We start from the raw sequence: 19,903 nt of genomic DNA on the forward strand, positions 1-19,903 counted from the left end.
CGCGACCTGCTATCCTGAGTGTAATTTAATAGCATCCTTATTAGGGTGCTATTGTTTTTCTGAGCAGCACCTCATGAAACCGCTGCAATCTACCTCTCGAGTTAGCCATGTGCCGTATCTCCTGCTCCCCAGCGCCGATAGCCGAGACACAGGACTCTTGCTATGGGTCCGGGCGAGCGTGCTCGAGCGCGTCGAAGCGAGCGGATCAAGGGCCCCACACACGCAGGGTGATACGGCTGCGTGGTGCCGTCCAGCAGGGCGTCGTGCGGCCGTTGGAAACCGCTCTCTTCAGCTACTGGCAACGGGGTTGGCCGGGCGGTGACCTTGTGGCCCGGCGAGGCCTGCCACGCCGGGTGGTCGATGCGCGACTGAGCGCTGCGCTGGTGGTCGAGATCGATCCGCGTCAGCTGATTCGCGATCGCAACGCCGCGGGCGTGGGCGGCAAGAAGAATCCGTCGTCCGCGTTCATCTGGGATGGCGATTGGGACCGTAGCCGGGGAGACCTGCGCTTCGGTTCGCGCTATCGCTTCATCAGCGATCTGGATGAGAACCGCGACGATCTCACCCGCACCGAACGCTTTCGCCAGTATCGCTCTCGGCTGGCGGCGGGAAATCCCTGGCGCTCGCGCAGCCAAGGCCTGGTGCTCGACTCCGAAGAGAAGATCCTGGCCTATCTGCGCACCTACCTGGGCTATCTCGACCATATGGCTACCCATGGCTTCGATGCCAGCCTGGGCAAGGATGCGCTGGGAGTGGCGGTGACCCGTGACGGTACGCTGCTCAAGATCAATCGCGGGTTGCACCGGCTGGCAATGGCTCAGCGGCTGGGCCTGCCGTCGATTCCGGTGGTGGTGCGCGCCGTCCATCGCCAGTGGTGGGCGCGTGTGGTCCAGGGCGCGCGGGGCGAACAGGCGCTGGCCCGGGTCGCCGCGGCGCTGCCAGGGTGCCTGCCGGCGCGTGAGCCGGGTGATCTGGATCCAACCCGTCGCGAGGAGCCCTTCAGTTGGCCGGCGCCGCGCAGGCAGCGGCCGACGGCGTGTCCATCACCCATGCGTGCCGCCTCTTGGGCGCTTTGTGGAGAGGAGCGGGCGCATGCCAGCGGCGAAGGGCATCAAGAGCAACGCGACAGAACGGCGTGCTAGTTGACGCCGTTCCATAGCTCTTCCTGCAGCCGATTTTCGCTGCGCATGCGTCGGTTCAGCTCCTCCAGCGAGTAGCGCTCGACCAGCGTTGGTTGTGGCGACAGCAGCGAGACACCCAGGCCGGCGCGATGGTCGGGTATGCCAAAACCCATCGCCTCGAGCACCGTCGGCAGGACGTCGACCATACTGGCCTGGCGCTCGACGATACGAGGGCGTTGGTGCTTGCCCAACAGGATCAGGGTGTCCTCACGCGGCCCCGCGATCAGCTGCTCCCAGGCCGAGTTCTTCATCGACAGGTGATCGCTGGACACCACCACCAGCGTGTTGTCGAGCAAACCATCGGCATCGAGCCGCGCGATGAAGTTCTTGACCAGCCAGCCGGTACACTTCACCGAATAGAGAATGTCGGTGCCGTCGAACGGCCCCTGATTGTCGCGGCAGGTTTGCGACGGATGGCCGAACGGCGGATGCGCAGCCAGGGTCAGACCGAAGAAGGCGTAGGGCTTGTGGGCGTCGTGCAGGCGGCGGATGCGCGCCTCGGCCAGGCCCAGCAGGGTGTCGTCATAGAGCCCCCAGTCGTTGAGATAGTCCTTGGGGGCCCGATCCAGCAGCTCGTCCTTGCCCAGCACGGTATCGAAGCCGTGGCCGCGATAGAACTTCGCCTTGCCGGCGAACTTGGTGCTGGCGCCACCCATGAAGGTCAGCGCGTAGCCTCTGGCCTTGAGCAGGTCGCCCAGGCAGTCGACGCCGGGAAGCACGTCGGAGAGCGGCTCGAACTGGTTGTCGTGCATCAGCCCCGCCGGCATCAGCGGGACGCCGCACTGGCTGGCAACCATGCCGGCCATGGTCCAGCCGGTGTTGTCGAGCTGCTGAACGCCGTGGAAGACCACGCCGCGTCGGCCCAGCGCGGCCAGGTCTTCATAGGCGTTACCGAAGCGCTGGGTATCGGCATAGGTGCGCTCGGTGCTCTCCAGATAGAGATAGATCAGATTGGGTGGCTGCTTTGGAGCGGAGACGATCTGCGGCGGACGATAGCGATCGGCGAGCCACGAGGCGTTATCGTCGATCACCGAGGCGCCACGCAGCGAGAGTCCGAATAGTAGCGGATTGAAAGCGAGCAGAAACAGACTCAGCACGCGCTCCCACAGGCGCCAGCGGTGGTCTGCGCGCACTAGCCAGGTCACGCATACCAGCATGAGGATGGCGGCGAGGGTGTAGATTGCGCCGGCGATCTGGCGGTCGGTGCTGCCGTTCTCCTCGATGCCGGCCTGGAGGTGGAAGATCACCGCGCCGAGATCGAGCTTGCCGAAGCTGTCGTCGAGATAGATATAGACCCACCACAGAGCCAGCGGCAGCAGCGACCAGGGCCACGCCCGGCGCCGCGCGGCACGTTGCTCGGGGGCGCCCCAGCCGAAGCGATGGGCCGGTACCAGCCATGCCAGCGCGATCAGCGCCGGGGTCCACCAGGGCAGTACCCACATCACCATGACCGCATAGCCGATGCAGAGTCCGATGTAAGTGAGTACAAACCAACGTCGCATATTGCGGGAGAGAGTCATGACGTTTTCGATCCGTGAACGTCTGCTGAGGCGCGGCACCCATCCCGGGTACCGCCTGAGTGCCGTTGCTCGAGCGTGCCGGCTCGCGGCGGGTCAGGATGACTTTATCATGACCGTTCGGTGACCGGCTTCCTCGCCGACTTTGCGCAAAAAATCTCAGTCGCGCGAGCTACGCAATTCCCCATCGGCGGCGTGACGCGCCAGTGCCAGTTCGATCAAGCGCGTCACCAGGGCGGGATAGGTCAACCCGCTCGCCTGCCACAGCTTGGGGTACATGCTGATACGGGTGAAGCCCGGCAGGGTATTGATCTCGTTGATCACCACCTCGCCCGCCGGCGTCAGGAAGACATCCACCCGGGCCAGGCCGGCGCACTCCAGCACCTGGAAGGCGCGCACCGCGAGCGCTCGGATACGCTCGCTCGCCGCCTCTTCGATGTCTGCCGGCACGGCGATGGTCGCGCCGTCGTCGATATACTTGGTGTCGTAGGAGTAGAAACCCTGGGATACCACGATCTCACCGCAGACGCTGGCCTCGGGGTGTTCATTGCCGAGCACCGCGCATTCGATCTCGCGGCCGTCGATGGCGGCCTCGACCAGCACCTTGTGGTCGAACGCCAGAGCCAGCTCCAGGGCCTCGGTGAACGCCGCGGCACTCTCGACCCGGCTGACGCCGACCGAGGAGCCCTGGTTGGCGGGCTTGACGAACAGCGGCGTGCCCAGGGTCTCGCGCAGGGCCTCGAAGTTCGCTTCGCGGGCGCTGTGACGGGTGTAAGTGACGAAGGGCGCAACAGGAATGCCGGCATCGCGCAGCAGCCGCTTGGCCACGTCCTTGTCCATACCCACGGCGGAGCCGAGTACGCCGGAGCCGACGAACGCCAAGTTGGCCATGCGCAGCAGCCCCTGCAGCGAGCCATCTTCGCCCAGGGTGCCGTGGACGATGGGGAAGATCACATCGAGCTGGTCGAGGAGCTGGCGCGCGTCGTCAGCGGCGATCAGCTGTGAGCTGGGGCGGCCCGGGACCAGGGCGAGATCGCCCGACGATGGGTTGAGTGCGATACGCCGCGGATCATCGGCATGGCGCAGGAAGTCATCGGCCGAATTGAGATGCCACTGCCCCTGCTTGTCGATACCGATGACGCTCACCGCGAAGCGCTCGCGGTCCAGCGCGTCGACGATGTTCTTCGCCGACTGCAGAGAGACTTCGTGCTCCGCCGACTTGCCGCCGCAGATCACCCCGACCCGAATTTTGCTCATGCCACCGCTCCGCTGATAGATCTGGTGAGCGCCTGGGGCGCCATCCTGCGCGCCATGATGCCACGTCGCCGTCCATTGCGCTGCCCGGGGTGACCATGGCAGCGGTGCCTGATGATGTCAGACGCGATAGAAGCGCCGATACCAGTCGACGAAGCGTGCCACGCCTTCCTCCACGCCGATTCGGGGGCGGTAGCCGGTGGCGGCGAAGAAGGCTTCGGTGTCCGCCCAGGTGCGCGGCACGTCGCCCGGCTGCATCGGTTGGAAGTCGCAGCGTGCCTGGCGACCGGTCGCCTTCTCGAGGGCGTGAATAAAATCCATCAGCGCCACCGGACTGCCGTGACCGATGTTATAGAGCGCGTAGGGCGGGCGTTCGCCGCCGTCGAGGCTACCTGCCGGCGGTATCACCTCTAGAATGCGTGTCACTCCGGCCACGATGTCGTCGATATAGGTGAAGTCACGCTGCATGTCACCGTGGTTGAAGACCTGAATCGGTTCGCCCGCCAGCAGCGCCCGGGTGAACTTGAACGGCGCCATGTCGGGTCGCCCCCAGGGGCCGTAGACGGTGAAGAAGCGCAGCCCCGTCACCGGTAGACGATGCAGGTGGGCGTAGGTATAGGCCATCAGCTCGTTGGCCTTCTTGGTGGCCGCATAGAGGCTGATCGGCTGATCGACGCTGTCCTGGGTCGAGAACGGCACCTTGGGATTCATGCCGTAGACCGAGCTGGAGGAGGCGTAGACCAGGTGCTCGATGGCGTGATGCGCGCAGCACTCGAGCACGTTGAGGTGGCCAGTTACATTGCTGTCGGTGTAGGCGTGGGGATTCTCGAGCGAATAGCGCACGCCGGCCTGGGCAGCCAGATGGATCACCCGGGTGAAGCGTTCGCGCGCGAACAGCGCCTGCATGCCGTCGCGATCGGTCAGATCGCAGGCGACGAAACGCACGTTGGCATAGGGTTCGAGATCGGCGAGGCGCGCGCGCTTGAGCCCCACGTCGTAGTAGTCGTTGAGATTGTCGATGCCGACGATCTCGATCCCGCGCGGGGCCAGCTGACTGGCCACGGCGTGGCCGATGAAACCGGCCATGCCGGTGATGAGTAGTTTCATGGTCTTGTCTTTGGTGCTGGCGGTTTGTGGTGCCCGCCGTCCGCTCATTATTCTATTGGTGGCAGCGAGCCCGAGCATGCCCCGGCCGGCCTGCCGTCAGTTACCGGGCGACTTTGGCTCGTGCTCGTCGAGGATACTGCGGTAGCAAGCCAGGTAGGACGCCCCCATGGCCTCGGGCGTGAAGGCCGCCAAACGCGCACGGGCGGCCGCGGCCAGCGCTCGGCGGCGTGGCGGATCGTCGAGCAGCCGTGCCAGCGCCGCGCTCAGGGCGGCGCCGTCGGCGGGCGGCACTAGCAGGCCGCTTACGCCATCCTCGATCAGATCCGGGATGCCGTCGACCCGGCTGGCCACGATGGGTACACCATGATCCATGGCGTCGAGCAGCGTCGAGCCCAGGCCTTCGTTGCGTGAAGGGAAGGCGAATAGCGTCATGATCTCGAGATAGTCGCCGACGTTGGGCTGAAAACCTTCCCAGATCACGTTGTCTAGATCCCGGCTCTCGGCCGCGAGTGCCGCCCCATCTTCGCCCTCGCCGAGCAGCAGGAAGCGCACCTCGGGGTGGCTCTCGCGCAGGCGGCGGGCGGCATCGAGCAGGACCCGCTGGCCCTTGTGGCGGTCGACCAGCGCGCCGATGTGGCCGATCACCGGGTGACCGGCGAAACGCTGGCGCAGCGCCGCCACCTTCGCCGGGTCGCTGGGCTGACCGGAAAGTACGCTGGGGATACGCTCGACCGGGCACCAAGCGCGCTGGCGCAGGTGGGTCTCGATCACCGAGGAGATCGCCACGGCGCGGGCCGCAGCACCATAGGTCAGGCGGTTGAAGGGCTTGTCCTTGACCGGCTGGGGCACGCGTCGGGTGAGCAGATAGGGTGTACCGCGCAGGCGCCGCTCGAGCCAGGCCCAGTGCACCGCCTTGGCCTCGTGGGCGTGGACCAGACTGGGGCGCGGCCCACGCAGGTGTCCGGCCAGGGCGTGATCGGCATCGATCAGCTGCACCTCCGGAGTGGTCAACTGGGTACGCAGCGGTGAATCGCGCCGGCATACCAAGCTCTGGGTGATGCCCTGGCCGAGCTTTGCCAGTGCCTCGATCAGCAGCAGCGTCTGACGCTCGCCGCCACGAAAGCCGCGGGCCAGATTGACGTGACGGATATGCAGGGGAGCGGCCGGCATGCGTTCACCACACCTTGTCGAAATCTTCGGTGTCGCGCACCCGGGCGTCGCGCTGGAGTTCGAGCAGCTTGGCGTACTTGAGATAGGCGTTGACTGCCGCGGAGAGTGAGACCGAGAGGCCGTCCAGCCCGCCCAGTATGCCGCCCTGGAACAGGTATTTACGCATGAAGGCGTTGGCACCGTGCAGCGCCGGCGAGCCGGCGTTGGCGCGCTTGCCCTTCAGATACATGATCTTGGCGGCGCGGTTGGAGAAGCGCCCGCTGGCCTTGCCGAACAGCTCGCCCAGGTTGGCGAAGGAGTAGTGCTCGAGATCGGCATCGAGCCGGTGCGGCTGGCGTGCCTGCACCGAGGCGTGCTGACGCGAGTCGGAGAAGGCGCAGCGCTGGCGATCGTAGAGTCGCAGGCAGTAGTCCGGGTACCAGCCACAGCGCTTCACCCAGCGGCTGCCGATGAAGTTGCGCCGGCGCAGGGCGAAGGCGTCGTGCGGCGTGTTCTCGAGATCGAGTGCGCCGATCTTGGCCACCGCCGCGTCGGTGAGACGCTCGTCGGCGTCCAGTGACAGCACCCAGCGATGGCTGGCGGCCGCCGGGCCGACGTTCTTCTGTGGGCCGTCACCCAGATAGGGCTGACTGATGACACGTGCGCCGCAGGCCTCGGCCAGGGCCACGGTGGCATCGTGCGAGCCGGAGTCGACCACGATCAGCTCCTGGCACACGCGTCCCAGCGAGGCCAGGCAGGCTTCGATGTTGTCCGCTTCGTTGAGCGTGATCACCACGCCGCTGATATTAGCCATGGCTGTATCCTGAGTCATCGATGGACGCGCGCCCGGGGCTGGGCGGCGTCCATTGTAGCCGTCGATGCCCTAGCGATAGAACTGACGGAAAGTCTGCATCGCCTGAAAAACCGCGGGCGAGAACTCTGCGCCGGGAATCGGGTCGAGGCGGTGGTCGAGAATCTGCCACTGGCCGGCACCGTCGATCACGGTGATCCGTGACGGCTCGATGATGCCGTAATCCAGATAGCTACTGGCCTGAACCCAGGGTTGATCGATACCCGGGGTAAGCAGGTCTACGCCCTGGGCATAGTCGGAGAGCGGGTTGGTGCAGTCGAGGGCATGGCGCATCAGCATCGGTGCCACATCGAGGTGACTGGTCATGCCGTCGACCGTGCCGGGGTCGACGCCAGGGCCGTGCACGATCATCGGCACGTGGGTCTGGGGGGCGGCGAAGTTGCTGTTGTGGCCCCAGTAGTTCTTGCCGAAATCGTTGAACGACTGGCCGTGATCGGCGGTGACTACCAGCAGGGTATTGTCCCACTCACCCTTGGCCTTGAGATCGTCGATCACCTCGCCGAGCAGGGTGTCGTCGTAGTGCACGGCATTGCGGTGGCGATTGAAGTAGGGCGTCGGGTCGGTATCCGGCCCCAGCTTCAGATAGTTCATATCCTGGACCGAAGGCTGATAAGGCTGTGCTGCGTCCGCCGGCACGTCGTAGCCGTGGGGGGCGTCGTAGAACAGCATGCCGAACCACGGCTGCGTGTCTGACTGCTCCTGCTGCGACAGCCAGGCCAGCCAGTCGTCGGTCATCTGGCGATCGCGCGCGGCAGGCGTCGGCCCTTCGGTGCGCAGACGCAGCGAGTCGATCGAGGAGAAGATGGTGCGATCGAAACCGATACCGTTGAGGCTGGCCGAGGCGAAGATACCCATGGCGTAGCCCTGCTTCTGCATCTGCGTGATCAACAGCGCCGGGGTCTGTGTATTGTCCAGATAGGCGTAGTAGTTGCCGGTCAGGCCATAGAACAGGCTCATGGTGCCGTTGCGGGTGGCGTTGCCGCCGCTGAAGTGATCGAGATAGCGTCGGCCGTCGGCGTCGAGCGCGGCGTAGAGATTGGGCGTATTTTCGGGGCCATATTCATCGGCGCGCCAGGAGTCGATCAGCACCACCAGCACGTTGGGCGGCGAGTCTGCCTGGCAGCTCAGCGGGTGCTTGGGCCAGTCGAGATTCTGCGCCTGCTTGCCGTCGATGTCGGCGCGCTCGGCGCGCGCCGCACGCGGGTCGAGCCAGCCATGCTTCTCCATGAAGTCCTTGGCGGTGGCCGGGAACAGCAGCGGGTAGATGCCCACCTGCTGGGTGACGCTGCGCATGTAGCGAGCATCCGCGATCAGGTGTACGACGTGGCTGCCGATCAGTGTCAGCAGAATCACGCCGCAGATCAGGCCCTTGGGCAGGCGGCGCGCGCGATCGCCGATGATCACCCGGCGGGCGAGCCAAGCTTCCAGTGCTAGTGCCACGAAGACGCAGGCACCGACCACCAGCCAGGTGGAGGTGGTGAAGTCGAAGATCTCGCCATTCTTGTCGTTCAAGAACAGCGACACCATGAACAGGTTCACGTGAAAACGGTACTGGGCGTAGACCACCGTATCGAGCAGCAGCGCACACAGTCCCAGCGCGCCCAGCAGTGTGGCCGGCAGCCATAGCCAGCGTGACCTGAGCACCAGCGCCAGCACGCCCAGCGGCAACCAGCCGAGCAGCACCAGCATGCCGAAGTGTCCGACCCAGGTCAGGACCAGATAGGCGATGCCCATGGCATCGTGCGGCAGGGCCAGATAGGGGGTATAGCGCAGGGCGATCAGCCACACCAACGGTAGCTGCAGCAGGGCGAAGACCAGTGTGGTACGCCAGCGGCGTCTCAGAGTGTCGTGCATGGGGCTCTAACCTTGATCAGAAACGTTGGCGCCGTGATAGCCATCGCGGATGGCGGCGAAGAGGGCGCTGGCGTTCGCGGGGGAAAAGCGCGCCAGGGAGCGTTCCAGACGTGCCAGGTTGCGCTGCTGCCAGGCTCCGGCCGGGCGCAGACGGCAGCGGTCGAAATCTATCATCCACACCTTGTCGTGGCCTGAAACCGGGTCGGTCGATATCAGCAGGTTACGCGCGTTGAGATCGACATGGTCGAGGCCAACGTCGTGGAAGCGCCGAGTGACTCGCCCCACCTCATGCAGCAGCTCGGTCGCGTCTGGATCCAGGCAGTCGGCCAGCGCGCGCGAGTGGGCCAGGCGCTGGGTCAGCAGGGCCGCACGGTAGGTGGGTCCCTGGCGGCAGACCAGTGCGGCCACTGGGGCCGGTACCGGCAGGCCGCGCTCGTAGAGCGCCAGGGTCAGGCGCAGCTCGCGGAAGGCCCGGGTGCGCTCCAGACCCTGCCAGAGGTAGCGCTGCTCGCTGAGGCGGGCGACCATGCCGCCGCGCCGATAGGGGCGCAGTACCCAGGCTTGGTCTTCCACCTGCAGGAACTGACTCGCGCCGCGGCCGGGTGCCGAGCCCACCACTAGGCCCTTGGCACGCCACGCGGCGGGGCTCAGCCAATCCGGGCCTGGAGTTGGCAGCAGCGCATGATCGGGCTGAGCGAGGCGGGCCGGATCGTATAAGATGTGGGTGCCGCGGTGATGATAGGTCGCAAGGGCCATGGCCGGGTCCTGTTGGCGCCGCCATGTTCAGCCGGCGGTTTGACTGACGGCCAGGCGCCGTCCACTGTTCGCGCGGCATTGTACCCGTGCCGGAAGGTGGGCGCATAGGCGCGCTGCGTGGCCCGGCGCAGGCACCTGCCGCGCATAGCGTTGCACTCGACGTTCGTTGTTATCCGTTTTCATCCATGAGGAAGCCTCGTGACCCGCGATTCACACAAGCCCTTGGCGGTCATTGCCATTCGCCAGGTGGAGAAGAGCACTGGCGCCAGTCGCAACGCCTTCGAGCAGGCGGTCGCCCTGGGGGGCCTGGGCTACCGCGTGGTCATTCTGGCCGAGCGTGGCCGCCCTGCGCTGGCCGAGCACTTCGGTGCCGAGCTGGTTCGCCTATGGCGCTGGCCGCTGAAAGGGCCTTTCCGGCGCTTCTGGTTCAATCGCCGGGTGCAGGCCTGGTGTCGTCGTCAGCGTCCAGCGCTGCTGGTGAGCCACGGCGACGTCGAGACGCCGGATACGGTCTACATGCACAACTGCGTGCATCTCGCCAGCCGCCTGATTCATGGGCGCGAACTGCCGGCTGGACACGAGGTCGCGGCGATCCATGATCACGTGCTCAGCGGCGGCCAGTTTCGCCAGGTGGCGGTCAACTCGCGCCTGATGGCGGAGGATTTTCAAGCGCGCTACGGCATCGACGCCGCCAAGATAGAGATCAGCTATCCCGGTTACGATCCCGAGACATTCAATATCGAACGTGCGCGCGAAGATCGCCATGCCCGGCGCCAAGCGCTCGGCGCTCATGACGACACCTTCCTGATCGGCTTGATCACCTCTGGTAATTTCACCAAGCGCAACGTGGCGGGCTTCGTCGAGATGGCGACGGCGCTGACACAGCGCCTGCCAGGGCGTTGTCGCTTTCTGGTGGTGGGGAAGGACGATGCCGCTCCCTACCGCCAGCAGGCCGCAGCCGCCGGCATCGCCGACGCTTTCGAGTGGCGCTCGACGGTCAGCGATGTCGAGACCCTCTATGGCGCGCTGGATCTATTCGTGCTGCCGGCACATATCGAAGAGTTCGGCAGGGTTTCGCTCGAAGCGATGGCCTGCGGTACACCCGTGCTGCTGTCGCGCACCACCGGCGCGGCGGAGCTGCTCGAGGAGTCGCACTCCGATCTGATCCTCGATAGCCGAGATACTCAAGGCTGGGTGGAGCGGATTGAGCGGCTGATCGAGCAAGATGACCGCACCGCTTTAGGCGAGTCGCTTTCGCAGTTGGCGAGCGCTTACTCCTATCGCCGACAGACGGAAAAGCTGAAGCGCTCTTTCGAGGCCCTGATGCAGAGCAGAGGCTCGGTGAAATGAGCGTCTTGTCATGCGCCTGTCGGCGTTAACGCCAATGGCGTTCAGCCGATAGGGCGATTCAACAGTGCTGGCGCAGGAAGGCCATCAATTGGTCACCGTAGCGTTGAAGGTTTTGCTGGCTGGCTAGTCGTTCTCGGGCCCGGTCTCCAATCTCGCGTCGTAGCCTGGAATCTTGCGCCCAGGCGATCAGTGGCTCTGCGGCTTCCTCTGGATCGACGACGCTTGCGGTTACCAGATCGTCTTTCGCCGGAGAGTAAACCAGGTCTGGGCCGTCGGCACAGGCATCGCCGTAGACGCTCAAGCTCGCCTTGGGACGGCGTGGCTCGACGATGGCACCGCAACCAGCATCCATGATCGCTTCCGGCAGCCCATCGACATTGCTGACGACGGTCGGCAGGCCATAAGCAATTGCTTCTTGTGCCACCAGCCCGAACGGCTCGCGCCAGGACGGGCAGATGAATGCATCCAAATGGGTATAGAAACTGGCCATGTCGTCGATCAGGCCGCAGAACTTGACCCGCTCCTCTAGTCCCCAGCGCCGTGTCCATTCGCGCAGCGTGGCCTCCAGCGGCCCCTGCCCGGCAATCCAGAGTTCGGCATGCGGGATGCGAGCCTGCACGCAGCGGAAGGTCTCCAGTGCTACCATCGGCGCCTTCAGGCCCTTCAGGCGTCCCGCGAACCCGAGCCGAAAGCGGCCTTCCGGGTGCTCGGTCTGCTGCTCGGGCACCGCAATGGCATTGTGTAGAACGAGGGCGGGCAGGTCCTGCCGCAATTGCCAGCGGATCTCCAGCATGCGCTGTGCCGCGCGAGACACTGCCACCAGGCCGCGAATCCGAGCCAGATAGCTTGCGACGGCCGCTGGTTCCTGGTCCGTCCAGGCGGTGCCGTGCTCATAGTGGAAGACGCGCTGACCTTCCAACAGGGGCATGGGATTACCCGCTAGCTTGTTCCAGACCAGGACCGCATCGGGCGTCAGCCGCTTGGCAAGTGAGCGCTGATAGGCGCCGCGCAGACCCAACTGCTCGGGTAGCCTCCAGTGGCCGGGCCCTTTGATGCTGTGTATACGGGCTGTCGCATCTGCCAGCGAGGGACGGATGAATGGATGTATGTCCTGCGTCTGCAGAAGAATACTCAGTGTCAGGCGATGCCCATAGGCACGGTAGAAGCGTGCGAAATAGCGCTCGACCCCGCCCAGATTCTTGAGGCTGACGAGATGTGCGATAGTCGGGGCGGTGTCGTCTGAAACTGGCATATCTTGATGATCGCAGAGCATGAGAGAGCTGAGTGTAAAGGGGGCTCTGATGCAATACCACTCTGGTTTCACGCGGTATGTCAAAGGCGTCTTTGCATACGATAAATCGATAGGCGACAAATGAGTTTTCGATGCTGAATCAGTGGTTGGCGAGTCGAAATTTCGAGCGTAAGGGCTTCTGGCTGAGGCGACATAGCGCCTGGCTGGACAAGCGCTATTGTTACGTTCACGGCATTGGCGGTTCTGGAAAGGCGCAGGCCGGTAGGCATGCTCATCGGGCAGCAAGCGCCATTCTTAGCGCGGCCGAGACACGCGAAAGTCCGGGTGCTTGTTCGAAAATCATCTGGATGTACTGGCATGCACCGTTGGAGCAGGCACCCGAGGTCGTGCAGCTGAGCGTAAGATCCTGGCAGGTGATGAATCCAGATTACGAGGTCAGGCTGCTGAGCGATGACACGCTGGAGGCGCACTTGGGGTTCGATTTCATGGCTGCTTTTGAACTCTGTCGCGTGCGCCTAAAGGTGGCGACTAAGGCCGATGTCCTGCGACTGTATCTATTGAGTCGCTTTGGCGGGGTCTGGGCGGATGCAACGCTTTTCTGTCTGAAGCCTCTCGAGACATGGATGCCCCTACTCATCGGTGAGTTCGGCTTCTACACCTTTCGCCGGGAAGCAGTCGTCACGCGTCCAATAGAAGTCTGGTTCATCGCGGCGCAGCGTGGCGACCCTATCATTCAGCATGTCTTCGATCTGCTGGTGACGCACCTCTTTCGTGAGAGACCAAGGGCACTCTATGTATCCAACAGTCGTAAATGCTTACAGAAGGTCGGTATCGATGGGCGTAGTTCAGCCCCGATCGGTGTGCAGATCATCCGCGATGCCGAGCGCCATGGTTTCGTGCCCTATTTCGCCACTGGATACTGCTTCAACGACGCTTTGGAGACGCGATGGAGTGAAACGTGCAAAGCGCGTTTCTTTGCAGCCGACAACCGCTACGCCGATCGTGAGAGTCATGGTGAGATGGGAAACTTCGTCGTATCCAAGGAGAGCTACAAAAAGGCTCACCAATCCACCGCAACCTATCAGCGTCGAAAGATCTGGCTGGAACGGACCCTGGCGGATATGGAACGTCGAGATATCACACCGCGATAAAAGGGTCGCGCAGCTCAGCTCGGGGGCGCCAGGTGCGCGCTGAGAGCCCCGCTGCGCGGGCCGAGTACATGAAATCGAGGCAGCCCCAGTGTAGTATCCCTCCCACGCTTTCCGTCCCGCGACAAATCAATGACCCACACCCTTTTTCCCGCTCAAGGCTCGCCCCGCCATATCGCCATTCTGCGCCTGTCGGCGCTGGGCGATGTGTGCAATCTGGTGCCCACGGTGCGTGCCCTGCAGCGTCAGTGGCCGGATGCGCGTATCACCTGGATCGTGGGCAAGACCGAGCACGCGCTGCTCGAGGGGCTCTCCGGCGTCGAGTTCGTGGTCTACGACAAGTCCACCGGTTTCGGCGGCATGCGCCGGATCTGGCGCCAACTGCGCGGTACGCGTTTCGATGTGCTGCTGCACATGCAGCAGGCGCTGCGGGCCAGCGTGCTGTCGCTGGGGCTGAAGTGCGATCTGCGCGTGGGCTACGACAAGGCGCGGGCCAAGGATTGGCAGCACTGGTTCACCCAGCGCCAGCTGGCGCCGCACCCGCGCGCCCACGTGCTCGAGTCGTTCATGGATTTCGCCCGTCTGCTGGGGGTCGAGGACACTTCGCTCGACTGGTCGCTGCCGATTCCCGACGCCGCCTATACCGAGGCCGCCCGCCTCAGCGGTGAAGCGCCCTATCTGGTGATCAGCCCGTGCGCCAATCCGCGGCTGCGCAATTTCCGCAACTGGTCGGCCGAGGGCTATGCCGCGGTGATCGCGCATGCCTGGGAGCGCCACGGCCTGGTCAGCGTGTTGAGCGGCGGCGGCAGCCCCCAGGAGCGCGAGATGGGCGAGCAGATTCGGCGCCTATGCCCGCAGGTGGAGATCATCGATGCGATCGGCCGCACCTCGCTCAAGGGCCTGCTGGCGCTGCTCGATCGCGCCCGCGCGGTGATCGCGCCGGACTCCGGCCCGGTGCACATGGCCAACGCCCTGGGCACACCGACCCTGGGGCTCTATGCCACCACCAACCCGGATCGCGCCGCGCCTTACTGCTGGCGTCGCCACGTGGTCGACCGCTATCCCGATGCCCTGGCGCACTATCTGCACCAGACCCCGGAGACGGTGAACTGGGGCACCCGCGTGCGCCATGCCGATGCCATGAGCCTGATCACCCTCGACGACGTGGTCGGGCAACTGGATCGGCTGCTGGCGGAGACTGCCACGAACCGGGATGATGGCGGGATTCATCGGCCCGAGCAGGGGCCGGTGGCTCAGGACGATAGGGAGCCCAACGCATGAAAGTCGATCTTTCCCAGCTCGAGCACGCCCGCCTGCTGGTGGTCGGCGACGTGATGCTCGACCGCTACTGGCATGGCGGCACGTCGCGCATTTCGCCCGAGGCACCGGTGCCGGTAGTCAAGGTGGAAGAGGCCGACGATCGCCCGGGCGGGGCTGCCAACGTGGCGCTCAACATTGCGGCGCTGGGTGGGCGGGCGAGTCTCGCCGGCGTGGTCGGCGATGATGACAACGCCGAGCGTCTCGAACGCGCGCTGGATGCTGCCAATGTGAGCACTTACTTTCAGCGTAGCCCCGAAGTGCCCACGATCACCAAACTGCGAGTCATGAGTCGCAATCAGCAGCTGATCCGGCTCGACTTCGAGAGCCCGCTGTGGAACGTCGATACCGCGCCGCTCGATGCCCAGGTCGAGCAGGCCCTGGCCGAGGTCGATGTGGTGATTCTCTCCGACTACGGCAAGGGCAGCCTCAACCGGGTCGAGCAGTTGATCGCCACGGCGCGGGCGGCGGGCAAGCGGGTGCTGGTGGACCCCAAGGGCAGCGACTTCACCCGCTACCGTGGCGCCAGCGTGATCACCCCCAACCTGGGCGAGTTCGAGGCGATCGTCGGCCCCTGCGCCAATGACGCTGAGCTGGCCGAGAAGGGCGAGCGTCTGCGCGCCGAGCTGGCCCTGGAAGCGCTGCTGGTGACCCGCAGCGAGCGCGGTATGACGCTGATCCGCGAAGGCTACGCGCCGCTGCACCTGCCGACCCATGCGCGCGAGGTCTATGACGTCACCGGCGCCGGTGACACCGTGATCGGTGTGCTGGGGCTGGCCCTGGCCGCCGGGCACGGTTTCGGTGAAGCGGTGATGCTGGCCAATCTGGCCGCCGGGCTGGTGGTGGCCAAGCCGGGCACCGCGGTGCTCTCGGTGGCCGAGCTCTACACCGCACTGCACGGCGACAAGCTGGCCGAGTTCGGCGTGATTGCCGAAGCGCCGCTGATCGCTGCGGTGCGCGCGGCCCAGGCGCGCGGCGAGAAGGTGGTGATGACCAACGGCTGCTTCGACATTCTCCATGCCGGCCACGTGGCTTATCTGGAGCAGGCGCGCAAGCTCGGTGACCGGCTGATCGTGGCGGTCAACGACGACGCCTCGGTGGCCCGGCTCAAGGGTCCCAAGCGGCCGATCAACACCCTGGCGCGGCGTGCCCAGGTGCTGGCCGGGCTGGCTGCGGTCGACTGGGTGGTGGGCTTTGCCGAGGATACGCCAGCGCGGCTGATCGAGGCGGTGCTGCCCGACCTGCTGGTCAAGGGCGGCGACTACCTTCCCGAGCAGATCGCCGGCGGCGAGGCGGTGATCGCCAACGGCGGTGAGGTGCGCGTGCTGGGATTCGAGGATGGCGTCTCGACCACCACCATGATCGATACCATTCTCGACCGCGAGCGCTGAGCGGCGATGTCTCCCCGGCTGGCGCGGCGACTCTACTCGCTACTGCTCTATCTGCTATCACCGCTTATCTGGTGGCGGGTGTGGCGTGAGTGGTTGCCCACTCACCCGCGCCGCGAGCGGCTGGGCTATGTGCCCGCGGTGGGCGCGCGCCGCTGTATCTGGCTGCACGCAGCCTCGGTCGGCGAGGTGGTCACTGCGACGCCGCTGATTCGTGCCCTGCTCGACGACTACCCCGATCACGCTCTGATCGTCACCACCATGACCGCCACCGGCGCCCGGCAGCTGCAGCAGACCTTCGGCGACCGCGTGCGCCACCACTTCCTGCCGCTCGATTTTCCCGGGGCGACCCGGCGCTTCGTCGCGCGCATCAATCCGCGCCTGACGATCATCGCCGAGACCGAGCTGTGGCCCAACCTGCTGGCGGCCTGCTACCGTCGCGACATACCGGTGGTGGTGGCCAACGCGCGCCTCAGCCCCGGTGCCTTTCGCCTCTATCGGCGTCTCGGCGCGCTGTGTCGCGGCATGCTCGCGCCGCTCGACTGGGTCGGGGCGAAGTCGCAAAGCGATGCCGAGCGCTTCCGGGCCCTTGGGGCGCGTCCCGAGGCGGTGGCGATGACCGGCGCGCTCAAGTTCGATCTCAATGTCGACGAGAGCGTGCTGGCGGCCAGCCGGCGTCTGCGCCAGCGCTGGGGGCCGCGACCGGTCTGGATCGCCGGCTCCACCCATCCCGGCGAGGATGAACAGGTGCTCGCCGCCCACGCTCGGGTGCGGCGCCAGCTTCCCGATTCGCTGCTGATCCTGGTGCCGCGTCATCCCCAGCGCTTCGAGGCCGTGGCTGAGCTGTGCGAGGCCGCCGGCGAGCGCCTGGTGCGGCTCAGCGCCGGCGCTCGGGTGGACGCCGAAACCACGCTGCTGCTGGGCGACACCATGGGCGATCTGATCAAGCTCTACGGCTGCGCCGATGTTGCCTTCGTCGGCGGCTCGCTGGTGACGATCGGCGGCCACAACCTGCTCGAGCCGGCCGCCCTCGGCGTGGCCGTGGTGAGCGGGCCCCACCTCGACAACCTGCGCGAGATCGCCGATACCCTGGCCGAGCACGAGGCGCGCTGCGAGGTCGCCGATGGCGAGGCTCTGGGGCAGACGGTGGCGGCACTGCTCGACGATGCCCCGCGGCGCGAGCGGCTGGGTGCTGCCGGCCGCCAGGTGGTCGCGGCCAACCGCGGCGCGCTCGCCGCCACGCGCCAGCATCTCGCCACGTATCTTTTGGATACCGCCACCGGCGATAGCTGACGCCAGGCACGCTGGCACCGCGCCGTGATACCTGTCAAACGCTTGTCATGCCCGACCCCGACAATCGTCCCCGACCAGGAATCACGACCGGTGACCGCCGATGGATATCCGCTTCAAGAGCCGCAAGCTGCGCTTCTATACCGCGGGTGTTGCGCGCCTGCTGATCCCCGATGCGTACTACCGCCGGCGCCTGATACAGTGGATGGAACAACTCCCCGAAGCCGAGTGGCAGCGGCTCGCCGCGCGCGTCGACTACTACAACCGCCTGGAGGAGGCGTTCGATCCCGGCGAAGGTGCGGTCGCCGTCGGCGACTTCCGCTACGAGCGGCGCGGCGCCTACTATCTCGATGCCAAGCAGATCGTGCGCCACTTCGCCCCGCAGCACCGCTTTGCTTACCGCTTTGGCGACGTCACCTGGGTGCCGGAGCGGCCCACGCTGGTTAAGAGCCGCCCGATCTGTCGCGCCACGCCGCCCAGCAACGCCAACGGCGTGCTGCTCAAGCTCAACAGTGTGCGTCATTTCCAGTTCGTCGACGATCGTCTGGCGTTTCGCGACAAGCGTTCGGGCGTGGTGTGGCGGGGCAAGTGCTTCCACGCGCATCGCGCCGCAGTGCTGCGTGAGTTCTGCGACCATCCGCGCATGGATATCGGCCAGAGCCATGCCAAGCGCCGTGATCAGCGCGACTATCGACCCTACCTGTCGATCCGCGAACAGCTGCGCTATCGCTACGTGCTGAGCCTCGAAGGCAAGGACGTGGCCACCAACCTCAAGTGGATTCTGGCCTCCAACTCGCTCTGTTTCATGCCGCCGCCGCGCTTCGAGACCTGGTTCATGGAGGGAACGCTCGAACCCTACGTGCACTATGTGCCGCTGAAGGAGGACTGCAGCGACATGGAAGCCCAGATGGCCTACTACGATGCCCATCCCGCCGAGGCCGAGGCGATCGTGCGCCGCGCCAACGCCCATGTCGCCCAGTTTCGCGATCCGCGTCAGGAGCTGCTGCTGGGGCTATTGGTGATGCACAAGTATCTGGCGCTCTCGGGTCAGCTCGACCCCGCGGCGTCGAGGGTGGCGAGTCCAGCCTGGAACAACTGGGCGTGCCGACCGGCGAGCGCGTTCAGGTCGCGATCGTAACCGCCCGGCGATCATGCTCGGTCAGGGGAAAGGAGTGGCGCTTGGGTCAGGCGCAGCTATGGCCCGGACGGTGGATGCGCGGCAGTGGGGTGAATGGCAGTAGGCTGAGTGGCGATGAGGTGAATGGCATTGAGGTGAGTGGCATTGAGGTGAGCGGTCGAGCCACGGGTTGCGGCGTCCTGTCACTGGTGAGGCCCTGGGGATCGATTACGATAGGGGCTCTTCGATTGCCGTGCGAGCGTTGCCATGCGAGTCACCGTCTACAGTGCCCAGTCCTACGACCGTCGCTTTCTCGACGAGGTCGGCGCCACCCGCTTCGCCGACGCCGGGATCGAGTGGCACTACCAGCCCGTCGCCCTGACCCGGCAGACGGTGGCGCTGGCGGCGGGCAGTGACGCCGTCTGCGTGTTCGTCAACGACTCCCTCGAAGCGGCCGTGCTCGAGGCCCTGGCAGCCCAGGGTGTAGGCGCCGTGGTACTGCGCTGTGCCGGCTTCAATAACGTCGACCTGGAGGCCGCCCGGCGGCTCGGCCTGTTCGTGGCGCGGGTGCCGGCCTACTCGCCGGAGGCGGTGGCCGAACACGCGCTGGCCATGATCATGACGCTCAACCGCAAGACCCATCGCGCCTACAACCGGGTGCGCGAGGGCAATTTCGCCCTCGATGGGCTGCTCGGGGTGACCCTGCATGGCAAGACCGCCGGGGTGGTCGGCAGTGGCCGCATCGGCCTGGCCATGGCGCGAATCCTGCACGGGCTGGGCTGCGAGGTGCTGGGTTACGATCCCGCGCCTGCGGCCGCCTTCGAAGCCTACGGCGAGAACGTGCCGCTGGCGGCGCTGCTGTCACGCGCGGACATCGTCTCGCTGCACTGCCCGCTGAACGAGGCGACCCACCATCTGATCGACGCCGCCGCGCTGGCGGGCATGAAGCCCGGCGCCATGCTGGTCAACACCTCGCGCGGCGCGCTGATCGACACCCCGGCGGTGATCGATGCGCTGAAGTCGCGCCAGCTCGGCGCGCTGGCGATCGACGTCTACGAGCAGGAGAGCGAGCTGTTCTTCCACGACCACTCGGCGGAGATCATCGAAGACGACGTCTTCGCCCGCCTGGCCAGCTTCCCCAATGTGCTGATCACCGGCCATCAGGGTTTCTTCACCGCCGAGGCGCTGGACGAGATCGCGCAGGTCACCTGCGCCAACCTGGTCGCCTACGCCCGCGACCTGGCTTGCCCCAATCGGCTCTGATTCGGTCTCAGGGGGTGTTTACAAATTCGACGAGCGAAGGCGAGACAAGGCGAAATCGGCCGAAAAAGACGGAGTTTACGGGGTGTAAA

16 protein-coding genes are annotated in these 19,903 nt (G+C 65.6%); 8 read left to right on the forward strand and 8 right to left on the reverse strand.

Annotated elements, in window-relative coordinates; all coding sequences use genetic code 11:
* Positions 1-326 precede the first annotated feature (326 nt).
* Positions 327-1,142, forward strand: coding sequence for a hypothetical protein (locus tag QO259_RS19065; RefSeq protein WP_207036503.1), 816 nt, complete (start codon positions 327-329; stop codon positions 1,140-1,142).
* On the opposite strand, the gene QO259_RS19070 is transcribed toward QO259_RS19065, so the two are convergent.
* The 7 genes from QO259_RS19070 to QO259_RS19100 form a co-directional block, all read right to left on the reverse strand.
* Entirely contained in the window at positions 1,139-2,683 is a 1,545-nt protein-coding gene (locus QO259_RS19070) for a sulfatase-like hydrolase/transferase (RefSeq protein ID WP_285951202.1), read from the reverse strand. The two genes, QO259_RS19065 and QO259_RS19070, sit on opposite strands and share 4 nt — an antisense overlap.
* Before the next feature lie 174 nt (positions 2,684-2,857).
* The gene (ddlA, locus tag QO259_RS19075) at positions 2,858-3,955 is read right to left on the reverse strand and encodes a D-alanine--D-alanine ligase (protein WP_285951203.1); all 1,098 of its coding nucleotides are present in this window, start codon (positions 3,953-3,955) and stop codon (positions 2,858-2,860) included.
* Positions 3,956-4,072: 117 nt separating this feature from the next.
* Positions 4,073-5,059 carry an NAD-dependent epimerase gene (locus QO259_RS19080; protein ID WP_285951204.1) on the reverse strand — a complete coding sequence of 329 codons (987 nt, stop codon included), beginning with the start codon at positions 5,057-5,059 and terminating at the stop codon, positions 4,073-4,075.
* A gap of 96 nt (positions 5,060-5,155) precedes the next feature.
* Positions 5,156-6,229 (reverse strand): glycosyltransferase, encoded by a 1,074-nt coding sequence (locus QO259_RS19085; RefSeq protein ID WP_285951205.1) that lies wholly within the window; start codon positions 6,227-6,229, stop codon positions 5,156-5,158.
* A gap of 4 nt (positions 6,230-6,233) precedes the next feature.
* Positions 6,234-7,022 (reverse strand): glycosyltransferase family 2 protein, encoded by a 789-nt coding sequence (locus QO259_RS19090; RefSeq protein ID WP_207036496.1) that lies wholly within the window; start codon positions 7,020-7,022, stop codon positions 6,234-6,236.
* Between the two features lie 69 nt (positions 7,023-7,091).
* On the reverse strand, positions 7,092-8,933 hold the full coding sequence (locus QO259_RS19095; protein WP_285951206.1) for a DUF3413 domain-containing protein: 1,842 nt from the start codon (positions 8,931-8,933) through the stop codon (positions 7,092-7,094).
* 6 nt (positions 8,934-8,939) lie between these two features.
* Positions 8,940-9,689 carry a 3-deoxy-D-manno-octulosonic acid kinase gene (locus QO259_RS19100; protein ID WP_285951207.1) on the reverse strand — a complete coding sequence of 250 codons (750 nt, stop codon included), beginning with the start codon at positions 9,687-9,689 and terminating at the stop codon, positions 8,940-8,942.
* A gap of 198 nt (positions 9,690-9,887) precedes the next feature.
* Here QO259_RS19100 and QO259_RS19105 point away from each other — a divergent pair, with 198 nt between their 5' ends.
* Positions 9,888-11,039 (forward strand): glycosyltransferase family 4 protein, encoded by a 1,152-nt coding sequence (locus QO259_RS19105; RefSeq protein ID WP_285951208.1) that lies wholly within the window; start codon positions 9,888-9,890, stop codon positions 11,037-11,039.
* Between the two features lie 58 nt (positions 11,040-11,097).
* Here the strand turns inward: QO259_RS19105 and QO259_RS19110 are convergent, their stop codons facing one another.
* Positions 11,098-12,291, reverse strand: coding sequence for a glycosyltransferase family 4 protein (locus tag QO259_RS19110; protein WP_207036488.1), 1,194 nt, complete (start codon positions 12,289-12,291; stop codon positions 11,098-11,100).
* Between the two features lie 131 nt (positions 12,292-12,422).
* Between QO259_RS19110 and QO259_RS19115 the strand changes: the two genes are divergently transcribed.
* The 6 genes from QO259_RS19115 (at position 12,423) to QO259_RS19140 (ending at position 19,814) form a co-directional block, all read left to right on the forward strand.
* Positions 12,423-13,442, forward strand: a complete 1,020-nt coding sequence (locus QO259_RS19115) for a capsular polysaccharide synthesis protein (RefSeq protein ID WP_285951209.1) — start codon at positions 12,423-12,425, stop codon at positions 13,440-13,442.
* Between the two features lie 129 nt (positions 13,443-13,571).
* Positions 13,572-14,720, forward strand: a complete 1,149-nt coding sequence (locus tag QO259_RS19120; protein ID WP_285951210.1) for a glycosyltransferase family 9 protein — start codon at positions 13,572-13,574, stop codon at positions 14,718-14,720.
* Positions 14,717-16,147 carry a bifunctional D-glycero-beta-D-manno-heptose-7-phosphate kinase/D-glycero-beta-D-manno-heptose 1-phosphate adenylyltransferase HldE gene (hldE, locus tag QO259_RS19125; RefSeq protein WP_285951211.1) on the forward strand — a complete coding sequence of 477 codons (1,431 nt, stop codon included), beginning with the start codon at positions 14,717-14,719 and terminating at the stop codon, positions 16,145-16,147. Before QO259_RS19120 ends, hldE begins: the two co-directional genes overlap by 4 nt.
* 6 nt (positions 16,148-16,153) lie before the next feature.
* Entirely contained in the window at positions 16,154-17,437 is a 1,284-nt protein-coding gene (waaA, locus tag QO259_RS19130) for a lipid IV(A) 3-deoxy-D-manno-octulosonic acid transferase (RefSeq protein WP_285951212.1), read from the forward strand.
* A gap of 100 nt (positions 17,438-17,537) precedes the next feature.
* Positions 17,538-18,572 carry a glycosyl transferase family 90 gene (locus tag QO259_RS19135; protein WP_285951213.1) on the forward strand — a complete coding sequence of 345 codons (1,035 nt, stop codon included), beginning with the start codon at positions 17,538-17,540 and terminating at the stop codon, positions 18,570-18,572.
* 246 nt (positions 18,573-18,818) lie between these two features.
* A complete protein-coding gene (locus QO259_RS19140) occupies positions 18,819-19,814 on the forward strand; it encodes a 2-hydroxyacid dehydrogenase (RefSeq protein WP_285951214.1) in 996 nt (331 codons plus the stop codon).
* Positions 19,815-19,903 lie beyond the last annotated feature (89 nt).

The sequence above is a fragment of the Salinicola sp. JS01 genome, assembly GCF_030284585.1.
Lineage (GTDB): Bacteria > Pseudomonadota > Gammaproteobacteria > Pseudomonadales > Halomonadaceae > Salinicola.

Coding starts and splice junctions, on each gene's coding strand:
- QO259_RS19070 (WP_285951202.1), bottom strand. CDS start 2,683: ATGCGACGTTGGTTTGTACTCACTTACATCGGACTCTGCATCGGCTAT.
- ddlA (WP_285951203.1), bottom strand. CDS start 3,955: ATGAGCAAAATTCGGGTCGGGGTGATCTGCGGCGGCAAGTCGGCGGAG.
- QO259_RS19080 (WP_285951204.1), bottom strand. CDS start 5,059: ATGAAACTACTCATCACCGGCATGGCCGGTTTCATCGGCCACGCCGTG.
- QO259_RS19085 (WP_285951205.1), bottom strand. CDS start 6,229: ATGCCGGCCGCTCCCCTGCATATCCGTCACGTCAATCTGGCCCGCGGC.
- QO259_RS19090 (WP_207036496.1), bottom strand. CDS start 7,022: ATGGCTAATATCAGCGGCGTGGTGATCACGCTCAACGAAGCGGACAAC.
- QO259_RS19095 (WP_285951206.1), bottom strand. CDS start 8,933: ATGCACGACACTCTGAGACGCCGCTGGCGTACCACACTGGTCTTCGCC.
- QO259_RS19100 (WP_285951207.1), bottom strand. CDS start 9,689: ATGGCCCTTGCGACCTATCATCACCGCGGCACCCACATCTTATACGAT.
- QO259_RS19110 (WP_207036488.1), bottom strand. CDS start 12,291: ATGCCAGTTTCAGACGACACCGCCCCGACTATCGCACATCTCGTCAGC.
- QO259_RS19115 (WP_285951209.1), top strand. CDS start 12,423: ATGCTGAATCAGTGGTTGGCGAGTCGAAATTTCGAGCGTAAGGGCTTC.
- QO259_RS19120 (WP_285951210.1), top strand. CDS start 13,572: ATGACCCACACCCTTTTTCCCGCTCAAGGCTCGCCCCGCCATATCGCC.
- hldE (WP_285951211.1), top strand. CDS start 14,717: ATGAAAGTCGATCTTTCCCAGCTCGAGCACGCCCGCCTGCTGGTGGTC.
- waaA (WP_285951212.1), top strand. CDS start 16,154: ATGTCTCCCCGGCTGGCGCGGCGACTCTACTCGCTACTGCTCTATCTG.
- QO259_RS19135 (WP_285951213.1), top strand. CDS start 17,538: ATGGATATCCGCTTCAAGAGCCGCAAGCTGCGCTTCTATACCGCGGGT.
- QO259_RS19140 (WP_285951214.1), top strand. CDS start 18,819: ATGCGAGTCACCGTCTACAGTGCCCAGTCCTACGACCGTCGCTTTCTC.